Here is a 17,548-nt window from a genome sequence, read left to right as displayed (position 1 = left end):
GATTAGCCGCTCGCACATTCGGGCATTCGCAAGCGGTGGCGTGTTCCCAAGGATGTTTTGCAAGTGCGATCTACGGTTCGGTGAGTTCCTCTGCTTGTTCTGCTTGAGTCTTCACATTCAGAGCTTCGATGGCTTCGGCCAGGTCGCCAAGCTCGGCGACGGTCGCGTTGCGGACGGCCCCCAGGCCACCAATCACACCAATCACGAGCACCGTGACGAGCAGAATCCATTCGAGGGTCAACACGCCGCGGCGATCCGAACGTTTACCAAACTGCTTCTTCAACCAAACCATGAGCCCACCTGTTCTCTGTCTAGGAAGTTTGTCCGGGGTGCGGCGCGGAGGCAACACGAGACAGCACTCCCGTAATGCACACTTCGTACCAATCGCTGGCGACAGAAGGCTAATCTGCCGGGGCGAAAGCGTAAGCCCTGAAAAGACGGCGGGTTTCGGCTGTTTTTTTCAACCGCCGAGTGCTGCCTGAGTGAACCGATGTTTCAAACCTGAAGCGCGATGTTGCCAAGAGACGTTGCCAAAAGACAACAGGCGTTGATATTTGGCAACACGACGTCAACGCCTCGGGTTGCCACGCTCAGATTTGGTAGTTCAGTTCCGGCTTCAGTTCGTCGGGCACTTCCGCGCGAATCCGGAGCTTCGGCTTTTCCATGACGACTGTCGTATGCGGCTCGACACTATGCGTCAGCCAGACGCTGGAACCGATGACCGAGTGATGCCCGACGACCGTGCGACCGCCGAGAACCGTGGCGTTCGCATAGATCACCACGCCATCTTCCAGCGTGGGATGCCGCTTGTGGCCGCGGACCAGGTTGCCGTCGTCATCGGTGGCAAAGCTGAGGGCACCGAGCGTCACGCCTTGGTAAAGCTTGACGTTGTTGCCGATCTCGCACGTTTCACCAACGACGACACCGGTGCCGTGATCGATGAAGAAGTGATGGCCGATAATCGCACCCGGGTGAATATCGATGCCGGTCTGCTTGTGCGACCACTCGCTCATCATGCGTGGAATGAATGGCACACCCAGCTTGCGCATTTCGTGCGCGATGCGATGGACGGTGATCGCTTCAAGCCCCGGATAGCAAAACACGACTTCGTCGATGCTGCGGCAGGCGGGATCTCCATCGTAGGCCGCGCGGGCATCGGTGCCGAGGATTTCGCGCAGGTAGGGAATGCGTTCGAGAAACGCAATCGCCATCGCCTGGCCCTTGGCTTCGTAGTCGGTCTCTGGATCGCAGGTATTGCCGCCGTTGACGCGGTCATCGTGCTGCAGGGCGCGGGCAATTTGCCGCGTGAGCTTGTCGTGCAAGCCATCGATGATGTCACCGACGTGATAGGTCACGTTGCCAATGTGCAAACCTTCGCGGCGACGATAACCGGGATAGAGAATGTCTTTCAGATCCGCCACGCACTCGATGATCTCGTCGTAGTTGGGGAGCGGGCAATGGCCCAAATAATGGACCGCACCGGCGCATTTATAAGTGGCCACGATGCGGTCGGTCAGGCGAGGGAGTTGTTCCTTCAGCCGAAAGTCGGAAGCCATACTCAGCTCCAGCAAGAGGGCGTCACCAGCAGAAACGAGAAAAGTGCGACGGCGGTGATCAACGGGCTCGCCTGATTCAGGGAGCGTGATTGATCAGCCGGTACACTGCTCGAAGTGATGGGCCAGCAGAAGGACGCAAGCAGGCATGGTAGGCATCCAAAGTGGTTGACGCGAACAGTGAGGCAAACTTTGCGGGCGGGAATGCCGACTCTCGGGAAATAGTAGGTGGCACAATCGCGAGAATCAAGGCATCTGGAATTACTGTCGACCACCGCCCCACCGGAAGTTGAGGCAAAGGTGGTCCAGCCTCGTAGCCTCTTCTTGTTACTCAGTCACTCCGTGACTGAGTCCGCGAGTCATGGAATGACTCGCCTACGGTGATGTTGTTGACCAGTATCCGCCCCGGGCGTGGTCGAAGGTGGCTTCCTGTCCGCGGACTTGTGAATTGATCCGGGAACCACTGCTATCAGCGCGAAAAACCTCCTGCCCCATGACCCAAGTGCGAACGGGCCATCCGGTGAGTGTTTCGCCGTGCCAAGGGCTCCAGCGATTCTTGGTTTCTTGTTCTTCGTTGCGAATAGTGGCAGTCTTGTTCAAATCGACCAGCACCAGGTCGGCATCGTAACCGGGCTCAATCCGTCCTTTGTTCATAATGTCCCAAACGCGAGCCGGGGCATCGCACATCCAGTGAACGACCTGCTGCAACGTGCAACGGCCTTGATTTACCTGATTCAGCAGCAGCGCCAGGCTGTTCTCGACCGCGGGTAATCCCGATGGACTGCCGCCGTGGCCGGGCGAATAGGGAAGCTTCTTCTCTTCCAGCGTATGCGGGGCATGATCGGTGGCGATAACCTGAATCAGCCCGTCTTGCAGTGCTTGCCACAAGCCACGGCAATCGGCCGATGTCTTGAGCGAGGGATTCATTTGCACGAGTGTGCCGAGGCGGGCATAGTCGTCGACATTAAAAAACAAATGATGCGGGCAGACTTCGGCCGTAATCAGCCCGCGATGGTCGACGAGCAGCGGTACTTCGTCTGCCGTTGAAACATGCAGCACATGAAACCGATGCCCGTGCCGATGAGCCAGCTCGATTGCGCGGCGCGTGGCAATCACCGCTGCTTGATGGTCGCGAATGCGGCTGTGATCGGCCACGTCGTGCGTGTCGGCGAACTTGGCGCTGTTGGCGCGCACGGTTGTTTCGTCTTCGCAGTGGGCGCAGATGGGGAGCGATGTCTCGGCAAAGATCGCTTCGAGCGCCGCCTGTTCATCGACCAGCATATTGCCGGTACTAGAGCCGATGAAGATCTTGATCCCCGGCGTTCGCCTGGCTGCCTTCAATTCGCTGACATTGCTGGTGGTCGCGCCAATATAGAAACCGTAGTTCACCAAACATTTGTTGGCCGCGAGCGCCAACTTGTCGTGTAGCGCCGCGACGGAGGTGGTGGTGGGATTGGTATTCGGCATCTCCAGAAAGGTAGTAACGCCTCCCTTGGCACAGGCGCGGGTGGCCGTGGTGAGATCCTCTTTATGCGTCAGCCCGGGTTCGCGGAAATGAACCTGGTCGTCCACCACGCCGGGAATGAGATGCAGGCCGGCAGCATCGATAATTTCATCGGCCTGCGTGTGAATCGCCGCATCGACAGCTGCGATCTTGCCATTTTCCACGAGCACCGACGTAGCGATGGTTTCCGTCGGTAACACCACCTGAGCATGACGAATGAGCATTTTCATAGCGCTCAAATGTAGCGGAATACGGGTGAATGCTGCTACGCCTCGGGACGAGTTGCTCGTTCGTCGCTAGAATTCGTTCATGGCCAAACTCTTCGATCAAGTTCTTGTCGTCGATATCGAATCCACCTGTTGGCAAGGCTATCCACCCGCGGGGCAAATCAGCGAGATTATCGAAGTTGGTCTTTGCCCCGTCGATGTGAAAAAGCTCGCGCGATTAGAAAAGCGGAGTCTTCTCATCAAACCAATTCGTAGCAAGATCAGTGAGTTCTGTACGAAGTTGACCACGCTCACCGACGAGCACTTTCGCGCGGCTGGCACTTTGGCCGATGCGGTCGGCATTTTGAAAAAAGAGTATCGTTCGCCCGATCGATTGTGGGCCAGTTGGGGGGACTACGACCGCCGGCAGTTCGAACGAGTCTGCAAGGAACTTACCGTTCCTTATCCGTTCGGTGTCGGGCACCTCAATATCAAGACGCTCTTTGCCGTCGCCTATGGCGACAACGGCGAAATGGGGCTCGATGAAGCTTGCGAGCGAATTGGCTTGCCGCTGGAAGGGACGCATCACCGGGGGCACGACGATGCCTGGAACATTGCCGGGATTTTCTGCCATTTGCTGCAGAAGTTTCGGCTCGGCGGCACTTTGGTCGCGTGACGCGGTGGGCCTCGCGGGCTACAATCGCGGCTTCCCCGCTCTCCCCGAATTGCCTGTTTGAGGAACGGCCCATCATGGCCAATGTGACTACCCGCCCCGCCTCCGAAGCCAAGCACAAATCTCCCCAAGTGATTTCGCCCGCGCCGACGGACCCACCCAAGGACAACGCCCACGGCCGCTGGATGGCGCTGACCGCCGCGTTGTTAGGCTGGATGTTTGACGGGGCCGAGATGGGCATTTTCAGCCTCGTCGGCCGCAAAGCGGTGATGGACCTGATGCCCACAGCCAACGAGCAAACAGTTGGGCTTTGGTTCAACGTCATCATCGCATCGTTTCTCGTGGGCGCAGCGACGGGCGGCGTTGTATTCGGTTGGCTTGGCGATCGCATTGGCCGCGTCCGCGCGATGACCCTCAGCGTGCTCACTTACGCCTTATTTACCGGACTTTGCGGCTTCGCTGGCGAAGCCTGGCAAGTCGGCGTGTTGCGATTCATCGCCGCACTCGGCATGGGTGGCGAGTGGTCGCTGGGTGTCGCGCTGGTGATGGAAGTTTGGCCTAACAAATCGCGGGCTTTCATGGCAGGTTTGATTGGTGCCGCCGCAAACGTGGGCTATCTGCTCGTTGGCTTTTTGGGTCTTGGCCTGCTCGGCGTGATCCAGGGGATGGAAGAAACTATGCTCAGCATCGGCTTGCCCGCCAGCACCGTCACGATGCTCGTACGTAACGACGGTTGGCGGCTGATGATGATCGCGGGCACGTTGCCAGCCCTGCTGACGTTTCTCATTCGCGTCTTTGTGCCAGAGTCGGAAAAGTGGGAACACGAGCAGGAAAAGGGAACGACTTCACACTGGGCATCGCAAGATTTGTTCGGCGTGCTGATTGGGCTCATCGGCCCATTTATGATCGTCTATCTCTGGGCCTTCGATCGTACCTATCAACCCGGTACCGAAACCGTCCTGTTCGAACATGGCAATGTGCTGCGAATCGTCGGCACGATCTTGGGGCTCGCCATCGCGCTTGTTGGTTACACCTATCCCGTGGTTCGCTACTTCCAGCGGCATGCAATTCACTCCGCCGGAACTTCGGCACCCTGGGCCGGCACGATGCAGCGAATGTTGCTGGGTGCCACGCTCAGCGGCGTCGCGCTGCTCGGGACTTGGGGTTCGACGCAACAGGCCCCCAGTTGGGCCGATAAGTTGACCGAAGCCGATTTCAACAAGACCAAGCAACAGCTCGTTGCCGAGGGAAAAACAGAAGAAGCGGCCTCGCTCCAACGTCCCAAGTTGCGAGCTCGCGAGTACACGCTGATTTGGCTCTCTGTCGGGGCGATCATTGGTACGTTGGCCGCGGCCTTCATGGGTGATTGGCTCGGTCGGCGCACCGCTTTCTTCCTGCTCTGCTTGACCTCTTTGCTGTCGGTGTGGGGGCTCTATTTGCTCAATACGAGTTACGGCACTCCTCTATTGATTTGGGCCTTTATTGCGGGCACTTGTACCGCCTCGTTCTATGGCTGGTTGCCACTTTACTTGCCTGAACTTTTCAGCACGAATGTCCGGGCAACCGGCCAGGGATTCAGCTTTAACTTTGGCCGCATCCTCGCCGCTATTGGTGTGTTGCAGGTCGGCAATCTTTTGAAGCTGTTCGATACCGACGTGATGCTCGGCAGCCTGGTGATTCCCCACGGTCACGCACTCGCCTGCTCCACGATCAGCCTGGTCTATGTGCTTGGCATGGTCATTATCTGGTTCGCGCCCGAAACGAAGGGCCAACCACTGCCGGATTAGTCGTAGCTTGCCGATGAGCCCACGAAAAATTGGACGTCGTCTCTCCGGAATGAAGTTCGCAGGCTACAATGACGCGCCCGCAACCACCGCAGCCGCTATGGGTGAATCATGATCCTTTCCGGTGAAGAGATTCGCAAACGCTTGGGCAAAGATATTTGCATCGAGCCCTTCGAACCGGAGCGGCTCAATCCCAACAGCTATAATCTGACGCTGCACGATGAGTTAATCACGTACGAGGAAGTCGTGCTCGATATGGCTCAGCCCAATCGTACGCGGCGCATGCGAATTCCTCCTGAAGGTCTGGTTCTCGCGCCGCAAAAGCTCTATCTGGCCAGGACCGTCGAGCGAACCGAAACGCACAATTTCGTTCCGATGATTGAAGGCCGCTCTTCGATCGGTCGGCTTGGCCTGTTTGTGCATGTGACTGCCGGCTTTGGGGACGTAGGCTTTGCTGGCTATTGGACCCTCGAAATGTTCGCCGTCCAGCCGATTCGTATCTATCCCGGCGTGCCGATCTGCCAGATCTTCTATCATCAGATTACCGGCAGCATCACTGAGTATTGTAGCGATAAGTACCAGCACAATCGCGATATTCAGCCGAGCCTTCTCTACAAGGAACTGAATCCCCAAAGCGATCGTCGCGATCCGCAACTAACGCTCAGCTTCGAAAAGGACGGCGCGAGCTAAGCCCTACCTCTCCTACAAGACTTTCCAAAGACCAGCCGTAGCTTGAGCAGAAGTTTCACTTCTGCTCAAGCTGTTTTTTTGTGTCGCTGGTTTAGATCAGTCGGACGTCTGGTCCTGTGGCGGGGTTGTTGAAGTCGTTGGGGCCGGGGGCGGTGAGGGATTCGTCGGCCATGTCGGCGGCGTCCCAGCTGAAGAGGTCGCTGCCGTTGCCGCCCCAGGCGTCGTCGTCCGAGCCGTCGGGCGCGATGATGGGGAGCAGGGCAAGCACTTCGGGCGGTGGTGCAGCGGCGTTGGAGTTCAGCTGCCAGGCCGTCAGGAGTGCGAGCAGGGCTGCATCGTTATCCATTGGGTCGCTGTAGGTGTTCGCCGCATAGGTCATCGTGTTGGGAGCCGAAGTCCAGGTGCTGTTCTCTTCACCGCCCAGCCCACCGGTGATCAGCAGGTCGTTGCCGTCCCCACCCGAGAGCGTGTCGCTCCCCGTGCCGCCGATCAGCACGTTGTTCCCCGAGTGACCCAGTAGCCAATCGTTACCGTCGCCGCCCGACAGCAGGTCGTTGCCGCTGTTGCCTTGCAGCGTATCGTTGCCGCTGTAGCCATACACCCGGTCGTCTCCGGCTCCGGCATCGACGCTGTCGTTACCAGCCCCGGCATGGATGTAGTCGTTGCCCCCACCGGAGTTCACCACGTCGTGGCCACCACCGGCATAGATCACGTCGGCTCCGTTGCCCGAACTGATCGTGTCGTTACCGTCGTTCAGGCCTTGGAAGTCTTGCGGGGTCGGGTCGCCCGGATTCGTTGGCGCGTTATCTCCCCAGATCACGTTCTGGCCTTCGCCACCCGTGATCTGGTCGTTCCCGTCGCCACCCACCAGCCAGTCGTTGTTCGAGCCCCCCGCCAGCGAATCGTTGCCCGCTTCGCCATAGAACACGGCCGGGATCTTGGCCGTGGTCTGCGACATCGTGTCGACTCCGTTGCCGCCGTACAGCACGGCCTTGCCCGGCACGTTGTAGTTCATGATCGCGCCGCCGATGCGCACCCGCACCTGATGCGGAAGCGCGGCCGTGGCATTGGCCGAGATCTGCATCAGGTCGTTCCCCGTGGTCCCGCGGCCGAACACGTCGCCGATCTGCACGCCCGTCAGCTTGCCGTTGTCGACCAGGTTGAGGTCTTCGATGCTGACCCAACTGAAGGGGGCCGTGTTGGCGCTGAGGACGTTCCCCGACGAACCGGCTCCCACGATCATCGCCGTGTTCTTCGGCACGTCCGTGACATCCAGGTTCAGCACATCGCCGACCGTATCGCCGGCCTGATTGAGCGCCGGTACCGGATCGCCACCGTCGATGAAGATGGTGCTTCCCCCCGCAGTCGCGGCCGTGGTCGGACGAATCAGCCGCGTCGTGGCGGGGACGGCTAGGCCCACGTGCATGGCTCCCGTGTTCCCGATGACCGGGGCCGGAGTTTCGCCGAAGATATCTTCACCATCGTTGCCGTACAGACTGATCGTCCCCACGCCGCTGGCCACGCGGGTGAATGGCAGTTCCGTCACCGGGGTGACCCCGCCCCATTGGTTCGACGTGAAGAGGAGGAACTGATCGTCGCCGTCGAAACCACGCAGGGCCACCGTGTTCAGGTCGTGCGGCACGTTGGTCGGGGTGAACCGGCCGTCGATCGTGTCCCCCTGCTCCGTGCCCGTGTAATCGAAGCTGTCGATGTTGCGGAACGTGACTCCGCTGGCGTTGATTCCCGTCACCGCATAGTCCGCATTCATCCCGCCGGCTGCAGCAATCAGCACGTTCGGGTCAGCGGTCGTGTCGCCACTGTCGTCGATGAACAACTGATCGTTATTGCCCGCCAGGTTGTTGTCTTCCCCGTCGACCACCACCGGGCCGGCAATGTCGTCGACCGTCAGGCCCGGACCCGCGAGGAAGAACTGATCGCTGCCCAGACCACCCAGCAGCGTGACCAGTCCGGTGTTCGAACTGGTGCTGAGGACGCGGAGCGTGTCGGCGAGGCCGTCGTCCGTTGGACCACCGAAGCCGGTCGGATTGCTGCCGTCGAGCACGATGGTCGGGTTATTCGTCTGACCGCTGCCGAAGCTGGTCAGCGTCAGCGTGTCGCTGCCCCGCAGGCCGTAGACTTCGAAGCTGCTGAAGTTATCGCCGCTGAAGTCGAACGGCGTGTAACCGGTCGGCTGGACGCGGGTCTCACCACCACCGTTATCGGTCGTGTTGATCGTGTTGCCTGACAGGTCGCCCAAGATCTGCAGCCCATCGGCCGTGGCATTGAAGCCCGCCCGATTCACTTCGCTGACGCTGGTGAAGTAGGTGATCAGCGTGTTCGCCGGATTGGTCGTGCTGATCTCGCCGTCGTTCGCAGCAGTTCCCGAGCCACTGCCGATGCCGTACACCTGGGCGGTGCTGGCCAATCCCAGGTTGAACGTCAGCACATCGGTGCCTGCACCGCCGGTGAACAAGAACTCCGGCGTCCCCACCACGTTTGGATTATTCGTTACCCCAGGCACCGTGCCGACGAAGTCGGGCAGGCCCGTGCCGGTGTCGAACACTTCGACCGAGTCGTTCTGCCCGCCGCCGCGAATCTCCAGCGAGTTGATCGTGGCCAGGGTGCCGGTGTAGAAGTTGCCGGTGACCGGGCCCGTCCCCAGGCGATTGATCACCAGGTCGGCTCCGACCCGCTGCATCGTGAGTTGATTGTTGACCCCGTTATAGACCGGCGTGAGATCAATCAGCAGGTTCAGCGGACCGCCGGTCACGTCCTGCTCTTCGATGCTGACGTAGGTCACCGGGTCGAGCGCCGGATTGGCGGTCGGCGCGAACGAGAAGCCGCCGCTCCCCACGTCGCTGACCGTTTGCACGGTGAGTGCCGGGACCGTGATCACCAGGCGATCGCCGTCGGCCGTGCCGTGCGGCGCGTTGCCGTTCACACTGAACGAGGTCGTTGTCTGCGGATCGAAGTCGAACGTGTCATAGTCGTCCCCGCCGTTTAAGAACGTCGTGCCAGTGCCGCCATTGACGGTGATCACACCATTGATCGTCACCGTCCCACCGCTTCCCGGCGCAACTTCTCCGACTCCATTCGACTCCCCATCTCCCGCATCCACATTCACCGTCACCTGCGTCGCCGCCGTCACATCTCCATCCAACAACGCATCGTCACCCGCATTGAGCGTCACACTACCACCCGTCGATTGCACCGTAACCCCGCTGTTCACCGTCAGGTTATCACCCACCGCCGCCGAATCCGACGCGGTGAAAACCACATCCCCCAGCGAGATGCTGTCAGAGGCAATCGTCAGCGGACTGCTATTGACGATGGTGGTGCTGCCGCCGTCGTTGTTGGCACCAAAGCCCAGCAGGTGCAGATCGCTCACCGTAAGCAACGCGCCCATGTTGCTGTTGAGCACACTGATCGCCCCGCTGGTGGAGTTGAACAACTGAATGTTGCTGACCGCAGTTTCAATCGCACCATTGGCACCGCTCGAACCGATGCCAGTGGCTGCTTGCAGGAAGATGTTCGGGCCGGTGATGTTGTTGTCGAGATCGCCATCGATGATCGCGCCTTGTGCAACGATTCGGGCACCGGCTGAGGCGGAAACGTTCGCGATCGTGGCATCGCCCGTGGTCGTCAATCGATTCGCGCCGAGCGCCAACAAACCATCAGTTTCATTCGCAGGGTCATCAATTCCCACAAACGACGACACCGTCTCGTCCGCCAGCAACTCAAGCGTTGCTCCTGCCGCGACAGTCACCACACCAGCCGTATCGAGGATTGCCGTTCCACCCTGCAATTGCAACGTACCTGCGTTAACCTGAGTCGTGCCGGTGTAAGTGTTGGAATTGCTCAGTAATTGCGTGCCAGCTCCGGATTTGATGAGCGAGCCGTTCTCGATTACAACTCCCAGGATCAGGTCGACGGCTGCTGCACCATCAGCCACTGTAAAAGTTCTATTCACACCACCCAAATTGATATGCGGAAGCGCTGTCGGTGCGCCAACGACATCTTGGACGATGCTGGCCGACACCGCTGAAGCCAGCGTCGTAACATCGCCGTTGAGCAACAGTCGGCTCCCCAGTGCGCCCGCTGCAGTCCCTTGCAGGAGGGTGAGTGTAGAACCTGTCATCGATAGCCCACCCGCACCGACTATGAGGCGACTTTCGCGAATCGTGCTATTGGACCAAACCGTGTTCGTGCCGCCAGTGAATGTGAGGCTATTTGCACTAAAGTGAGTGCCGCTGTTGATCGTAAAGTTGCCAGCAGAAACAGAAGCCAAACCAGTTACGGTTACGTCATTTGCATTCGATGCTGGAGCCGTATTGAGGTTCCCACCCGTCATGGCGAGACTGGCAAACGTTTCGTTGTATGCCGTAAATCCTGAGTAAAAATTCAGGTTACCGCTGCTGAGGGAAATGGCCGAGGTGTTGATAATTTGATCGGTAGCTGCCAGTTGCAACGTGCCGCCGTTGATTAGGATATTGCCCGCAATCGCATCGACACCAGCTGGCTTACTTAGCGTCAGCGTGCCAGCCGAAACTGTGGTGAGCCCCGTCGCGGTATTCGCGCCGTTGGCTGTATTTCCCGCCAACACAAGCTCGCCGCTTCCAATCTTTGTCAGACTTAGATTGCCAACAATTCTGCCAAGATAAGTGTTGGCACTGGAATTGTTCACCGTCAACGTCGCGCTAGCCCCGGAATTATCCAGGGTCTTTGCCATCGTGGTTCCGACCGAGACCAACCCTCCCACCGTTTGGTTGAAACCGTTCAGATCGAACCGTGCAGCTGAAACGTTCGCGGCGTTGCCGACACGCAAGGCTGTACCGACTGGAAGGCGATCGTTGCCACCAGCAATTTGAACCAGACCCACAACGACATCTGTGTTGCCACCATAAGTATTCACGCCACTGAGAACGACAGTACCACCGGCATCTGCGTTGCGAATTGCCAGCGTAAAGGAGCTTGTTCCATCATCGATCACTCCTGAAATGGTTAAGATATCGCCCGAGCCATTGGCACCAATGCGGGTTGAATCGGCACCAAGCAAAACGGTTCCAGCCCAGGTATTCGCGCCAGACTCGCTCTGAAGAGCACCGATATTGTTGGTGCCACTGCCAGAGATTGTAAGAGCTTCACCGTTGACCGTGATGCCACCCGCAAGTTCCAGACGGGCACCATTGGAAACAGTTGTTCCGGATGCCGCACCAATCCCTCCGAGTGCTGTCGCATTGGAAATTCTTAGGATACCCGCACCAACTGTTGTCGAACCTGTGTAGTCATTGGCGCTAGTAAGGATCTGCGTTCCGGCCCCTGTCTTACTAAACGAACCCGAACCGGTGATGAGGCCACCGAATGACCAAGACGTTACTTGGTTGGCGCCACCCACGGTAAGTGTGAACCCTGCTCCGAGCGAAACCGTACCCGTGCCCGTGAGGGCATTGATTGTGTCCGTACCTTCCACGCTGTAGGTCGCCAGGCTAGCCACGCTTACGTCTGTCAAATTCGAGAGTGAGCCGGTTACGGAGAGAGTCCCCGTGCTAATCGTGGTTGCGCCGGTGTAGCTATTGGGGCCGCTCAGCGTTTGATTGCCGGAACCGATCTTTGTTAGGCCGCCGGTGCCACCGATTGCGCCACCAAAACTGGGCGTAGCTTCATTGTTGCCGCCCACGGTGAGCGTGTTTCCACCTAATGTCACAGTGCCCGCACCGGTGAGCCCGTCAATCGTATCGCTGGCACCAAGTTGATAAGTTGCGCCGGCAGAAACGGCCACATCCGTCGAATTCGACAACGAACCATTCACCAGGAGCACACCCTGGGTGATGCTTGTAACGCCCGAATACGTATTGGCGGCACCCAACGTAACAGTGCCGGCACCCTGCTTGGTCAGACTTCCGCTGCCGCTGATGACGCCAGCGATTTCCGTGGTTGAGGCGTTGCCAATGGTCAGATTCGAAGTTCCTTCGATTGTGATGGATTGAGTTCCAGCGACCGCCAAAGAGGCGATGACAACCGTCTGCGGCGCATCTGGACCGGTCACTTCCAAAATCTGAGTATTGGCTAGAACAACCGCTTCGTTGTAGTTGCCATCGTTGACGATAAAGGTGCCGCCAAACGAAGGATGGGCCAACTGAGCGGCAGCAAAGGTCGTAAAGGCATTGCCACCGAGGATGGCGACTTCATCACCGATCGTGCCTTTGTCGGCATCGTTCACGGGCTGGCCAACAGTACCCACGAAGCTGTCGTCGATATAGATGATGTTGTTCGGCACTGTCGCATTGAATAGCACCAGGTCATTGCCATCGCCTCCGGTGTACGAGGCAATAAAGCTGCGGGCAGCACCACCAGTGCCGAGCGTAACAACAGACCCTTGCGCCAGATTCGAGAATGGTGTGATGGGGTTCGAAGTATTGTTCTCAATGAGCGTAATAAGATTAGGCAATGCGGGAGCTGTGCCACCACCGGCACTGACGAAGGTCACCAAGGCAGCAGCTAGATTGATCGTATTGGCGGCCCCGTTCACGATGATCTGGTCGTAGTCGCCGCCAACTCCAGGAGTGAGGTAGTCGTCGTTGATCTCAAAGGTCGAGTTGGCTGAGTAGTTGCCGGTGACGGTAAGTGTGCCCGGGCTGTTGCCAGGATTGACCTGGGCAGCCGAGCCCGTGCTGGAGACACTTCCGATGATTGTGCCGTTGCCGCCCAGCACACCGCTGCCACTAACGACGACCGTACTGGTTAGTTCGCCGTTCACATTCAGGCGACCAGCAGTGACGTTGGTGGTGTTAGCGGAGTTCGTTCCAGTGAGTTCGGTCGTGCCTGCGCCGATTTGATTGATAATGCCCGCGCCGGTGATATTGTTGCCGATGGTGATGGCATCGCTGCGATTGAACGCGAGTGTACCGGCATTGGAGACATCGCCCGTACCCAGCGTGCCAACAGTGCCGGCATTGCCCACCTGCAAGGTGCCAGCAGTAATGTTGGTCGCGCCATAAGTGTTTGCACCCGTCAGCACAATTGTGCCCGAACCAGCTTGGTTCAGTGAACCACTGCCCGAGATGTTATTGCTCACAAGGTGCGTATCGGTGCGATTGAACGCCAGCGTGGCGTCGTTCACCACCGCTCCCGAACCCAGCGTGCCCGTTGTACCGGCGCTGCCGACATGCAAAATACCCTCGGTGATCGTGGTCAGTCCGGAGTAAGTGTTAGTACGGGCTAAGGTCAGATTGCCAGTACCAATTTTCGTAATCCCCCCTGGGGTCGCCATACCGTTGGTGATAGGCACGCCAACCGTTAGATTGGCACCGCCACCGGCGATAGTAAAGTTGCGTGTAACGGCACCGACGGAATTGCTCAACTCAACGGCGATCGCGCCGAGGGTGCCGCCCGCTGTGTCCTCAGAAATGAATGACGCAGTTGACCCCGTGGTCGAGATGCCACCATTGACGATCAGGCGACTTCCTTTGGTGTTCGCACTAGAGCCCAACCGAATATTCAGGCTAGATCCATCAAGGATCAGACCACCAGCACCAACGGTGATCGTCGATTGCCGCGTGGAATTGTTGCCGTAAAGCGTAAAGCTGTTCGCGGTCGTTACGGTTGACCCCGCCACCGCTAACATATCCTTGATCTGCAAAGTGCCGAAGCTTAGGCGAGTTCCGCTGTTACCGACAAAGATCGTGTTTCCTGCGCCACCGGTGAAACTGCCTGTGCCGGTGATTGTCCATACACCATCCGAAGCAGGATTAAATGCGCCACCGGTAATGGTCAAGTTAGCGATTGTTTCAGTCACATTAAACTGACCACCATTGATCGCATTGCCATTTAGAACACTTCCCGAACCGCTCATGCTCACGGTCGCAGTGTCGACAATTTGATTGCTCGCACCAAATGTAACCTTGCCAGACGTAGCAATGGTTAGGTCACCGCCAATTGCGTTGCCAGAAGTCTTCGCGAGATGCAGAATTCCCGCATTCACCACCGTCGTGCCAGAGAGTGTGTTGGCACTTGAACCATTCAATGTCAACGTGCCACTACCAAGCTTACGGAGCGAGCCTGTGCCACTAATGACCGTTGACATCGTGTAATTGGCCGTACCAGCATTTAGTGTCAGTTCGTTGCTGCCGAGATTCGCGGTTGCCCCAAAGGAGATTGTTCCATCGGTGCCCGTTGGGCGGTCGGTATCCAGCGTCACGTTGGCCGCGAGCGCAACGGGCGCAGAGATTTGGATATCACCGCCACCGGTTGCGGTGCCAGCATCCGTATTGATGTTGGCATTCAGATTGACGAGGCTGGCGGCAGCAACGATGACGTTGCCTTCAGCGATAGTGTTGCCCAGCGTCAGGGGCGCATTCAAATTCACGATATCGTTGTTATCGGTGAACATTTCTATCGAAGCGCGAAATTGAGCATCGACCGAGTCGAAAGTGAGTGTGTCTGCTCCTGCGGCGCCGGTGCTCGTGCGAATCGTTAGTCGCGCCGACGGGATATTAAAGTCAGTCAATTCACCGAAGAGATCAGAATCGATTCGCATTTGCCCATCGTTGGCCGTTTCATCGGTGACCGTGATGGTTTCAGCAGCGCCGAGAAAGATGAACTCCGCAAATTCAGTTGAGATGTCCTGATCGACTGGCTCCAGGCCGCTGTAGTTGATGGTGCCGGCAATCGGTCCGGCCAGCACAATGCGCCCATCACTGGCGTTATTAAACGTGTGTGTGACTGTCGTTGTGCTGCCGCCTGTCACCACCATTGAATCGTTGCCGCCAACTCCGCCGTCAAACGAAATCCCACTCGTAGGAATCGGATTACCATTGTTCATGTCGATGGTCAGCGTATCGTCGTCGCTAGAGCCTGCAATCGTCAGTGGGCTGGTATCGCTGACCGGCACTTCGTTCAGCAAAACGTCGTTGATGTAAATTTGCCGCATCAGCCCGTCGGCACTCAGTCGCAAGGTGATTTCATCGGCAGCCAGATCGTTACCGGGCGCGCCGACGGCGTTCAAATCGACTTCGAAGGCACCCACACCTGTCAGCGTGACGGACGCAGTGCCAGTGGCGGTGCCGACACCCGCTTCAGTAATGTTGTAGGTAAACGTATCGACCAGGGTCTGGCCAGCGACGAGGGCCTTGGCCTTTAGCGAGTTCGTGGGATTGTACGAGACGTTGTTTGCCCCATCGAGCGCGAGCGCAGCGCCGTAGGTGCTCAGAGTGTCAACCGCAGTGAGGGTGGGAGTGGAACTCGCCCGAATGGAGAAATCGATGAAACTGCGGTCGTTGTTGTGACTAGTGTCGGGACCAATGGCAACGTAAACCTTCGTGCCAGCAGCGAGCGTTCCTAGTGCGGTATTGAATGTTGCCGATCCTGTCGCCTGCGACACATTGGTACTGAAAAGAGGTGTCGCGCTGGTGCTGACATAGACACGAACCGCAACCCCAGTTCCAGCGGGGTCGTCATGCTGGAACAAACTATCGGTAATCGAATAAGTTCCGCTTGCCGGAACCGTAAATTCGGCAATGGCATAGCGGTCGAAGTTCGTGGCAGTCTGCGTGGAATAGCCAATGCCCGGATGCACACCCGTGGCGGTAAAGTAGGTGTATTGCCCCGGGCCAGCTGTAGGGGTGCCTGGGATGCCATCAATGTCGTACGCACCAGTGCCGGTCCAAATTAAATTTGCGTAGCCAGAAGTTGTGCCGATCGTGGTTGTTGAATTCCACTTGTAGGCCCAACCTGACTTAGGTGTCGGGCCCTGAAAATCGTCGCGATAATCGGCAATTAAGCGATTCGTAAAGGTATCGTTGGTGAGTACATCGAAGCTAAGCACCGTGTTCGCGAGGGTCGCGGCCGAGTCGGCGAGAACCGTGGGATCGGCGCCCAGAACCGTGATTGGCACAATGGCCGTGCCCGTCGTACCGTTGGGGAGTACATAGTCGACCGAGACCGAATCAGCCGCCGAGTCACCAATGTGCAGAGCTTGTAAATTCGCAGCCGCTGTTGGGTTGTAGGTGACCACTCCTCCAGCTACCGATACCGCTGCTCCCAGGGAACTCAAGGCGGCTACGCTCGTAATTTGAGCGCTACCATAGAGGGTATAGTCGAGCGCAAAACTATCGTTGCCGTCATTACCGTCAGGTCCAACTGCCACGTAGACTTTATCGCCTACATTGAGCATGCCGAGACTTTGGTTGAATGGCTGATTAACCGTGGTTTGTTCGGCAAATGATTTGAGCGAATCGTTTACGTAAACGCGAACATCAAGTTCGTTGACCCCATTGTTTCGATTGACAAAGCTGTTGGTGATTGAATACGGGCCGGAAGTCGGTACCGTAAAGGAAGTAATGGCATAGCGGTTCAGGTTGTTGCCACCGGTTGCCTGGTTAGTACCGAGACCAGGGTGACCACCATTCGCGTTGATGGAAACGAAGCTACCTGGGGCAGTACCCGGTAACCCCGGGATCCCATCGTCGTTGTTGTAATTGGAAGTGCCGAAGACCATGTTGGCATAGTTCGCCGCAGTGCCAATCGCGCCACCGCTGTTCCACTGATAGCTCCAGTTCGCCTTGGGAGTTGGGGTTTGGTAGTCATCGCGAAAGTCGGCAACGACACTACCGAGGCCCAACTCGCTGCCATTAAACTGAAAGATCTGATCTTCACCGACAGTCGCCATCACGCGGCGGTCTTCGAGCGCTTCGAGAAATAACCGACGTTGTTTGGTGCGGGCCGCGAGCTTGGTTTGAGTGGATCCGCTGCGAACTTTGCGACCAATCAACGAACGAGCAACACTTAAGTCCGACGCCATGGAAGAACCCCGCTACAGGATGAGAATCCCGATGTTTCGTGGAAGCTGGTGGCGCGCAGATGCTTCCTCGAGGCCGGCGGACGAAGCTGTGGAGACGTGACGAGCCAACGCCGATTGGTGGGACGGCGCAAAAACTCGCCACTCAGCAACCCGGGAGAGGTGGGCACTTTGCGGCAGATGGCAGGTTATCCGCGAACTGAATAATTGCCAGTCAGATTGCGGCAATTGCGGTAAATCTTAGCGAAGAATTCGCTTTTAACGTCAAATTGTCTACTCATTGTTAGGGGCAAAATATATTACAGTGCCAGCAAAATACCTCAAAAGAATGACTTGGTTTTAA

Annotated in this window: 7 protein-coding genes; 3 read left to right on the top strand and 4 right to left on the bottom strand. The window is 57.7% G+C overall.

The window, feature by feature from the left end:
* Nucleotides 1-70 precede the first annotated feature (70 nt).
* From ETAA8_RS07335 to ETAA8_RS07325, 3 genes are all read right to left on the bottom strand, one after another.
* Complete coding sequence (locus ETAA8_RS07335; RefSeq protein ID WP_145087011.1) at nucleotides 71-292, bottom strand: hypothetical protein; 222 nt, start codon at nucleotides 290-292, stop codon at nucleotides 71-73.
* A 298-nt stretch (nucleotides 293-590) separates the two neighbouring features.
* Nucleotides 591-1,556 (bottom strand): serine O-acetyltransferase EpsC, encoded by a 966-nt coding sequence (epsC, locus tag ETAA8_RS07330; protein WP_145087008.1) that lies wholly within the window; start codon nucleotides 1,554-1,556, stop codon nucleotides 591-593.
* Between the two features lie 372 nt (nucleotides 1,557-1,928).
* Nucleotides 1,929-3,287, bottom strand: coding sequence for a dihydroorotase (locus tag ETAA8_RS07325; RefSeq protein WP_145087005.1), 1,359 nt, complete (start codon nucleotides 3,285-3,287; stop codon nucleotides 1,929-1,931).
* 79 nt (nucleotides 3,288-3,366) lie between these two features.
* On the opposite strand from ETAA8_RS07325, the gene ETAA8_RS07320 reads away from it, so the two are divergent.
* The 3 genes from ETAA8_RS07320 to dcd all read left to right on the top strand — a co-directional run bounded on the left by ETAA8_RS07320 (nucleotide 3,367) and on the right by dcd (nucleotide 6,410).
* Nucleotides 3,367-3,939 carry a 3'-5' exonuclease gene (locus ETAA8_RS07320; RefSeq protein WP_145087002.1) on the top strand — a complete coding sequence of 191 codons (573 nt, stop codon included), beginning with the start codon at nucleotides 3,367-3,369 and terminating at the stop codon, nucleotides 3,937-3,939.
* A gap of 74 nt (nucleotides 3,940-4,013) precedes the next feature.
* Nucleotides 4,014-5,723, top strand: a complete 1,710-nt coding sequence (locus tag ETAA8_RS07315; protein WP_202921641.1) for an MFS transporter — start codon at nucleotides 4,014-4,016, stop codon at nucleotides 5,721-5,723.
* A gap of 108 nt (nucleotides 5,724-5,831) precedes the next feature.
* Nucleotides 5,832-6,410: a dCTP deaminase gene (dcd, locus tag ETAA8_RS07310; protein ID WP_145086999.1), complete on the top strand. Its 579-nt coding sequence runs from the start codon at nucleotides 5,832-5,834 to the stop codon at nucleotides 6,408-6,410.
* Nucleotides 6,411-6,501: 91 nt separating this feature from the next.
* On the opposite strand, the gene ETAA8_RS07305 is transcribed toward dcd, so the two are convergent.
* The gene (locus tag ETAA8_RS07305) at nucleotides 6,502-17,208 is read right to left on the bottom strand and encodes a beta strand repeat-containing protein (protein WP_145086997.1); all 10,707 of its coding nucleotides are present in this window, start codon (nucleotides 17,206-17,208) and stop codon (nucleotides 6,502-6,504) included.
* Nucleotides 17,209-17,548 lie beyond the last annotated feature (340 nt).

The organism is Anatilimnocola aggregata (genome assembly GCF_007747655.1).
GTDB lineage: Bacteria > Planctomycetota > Planctomycetia > Pirellulales > Pirellulaceae > Anatilimnocola > Anatilimnocola aggregata.
This window is presented reverse-complemented; position numbering and strand designations above follow the sequence as displayed.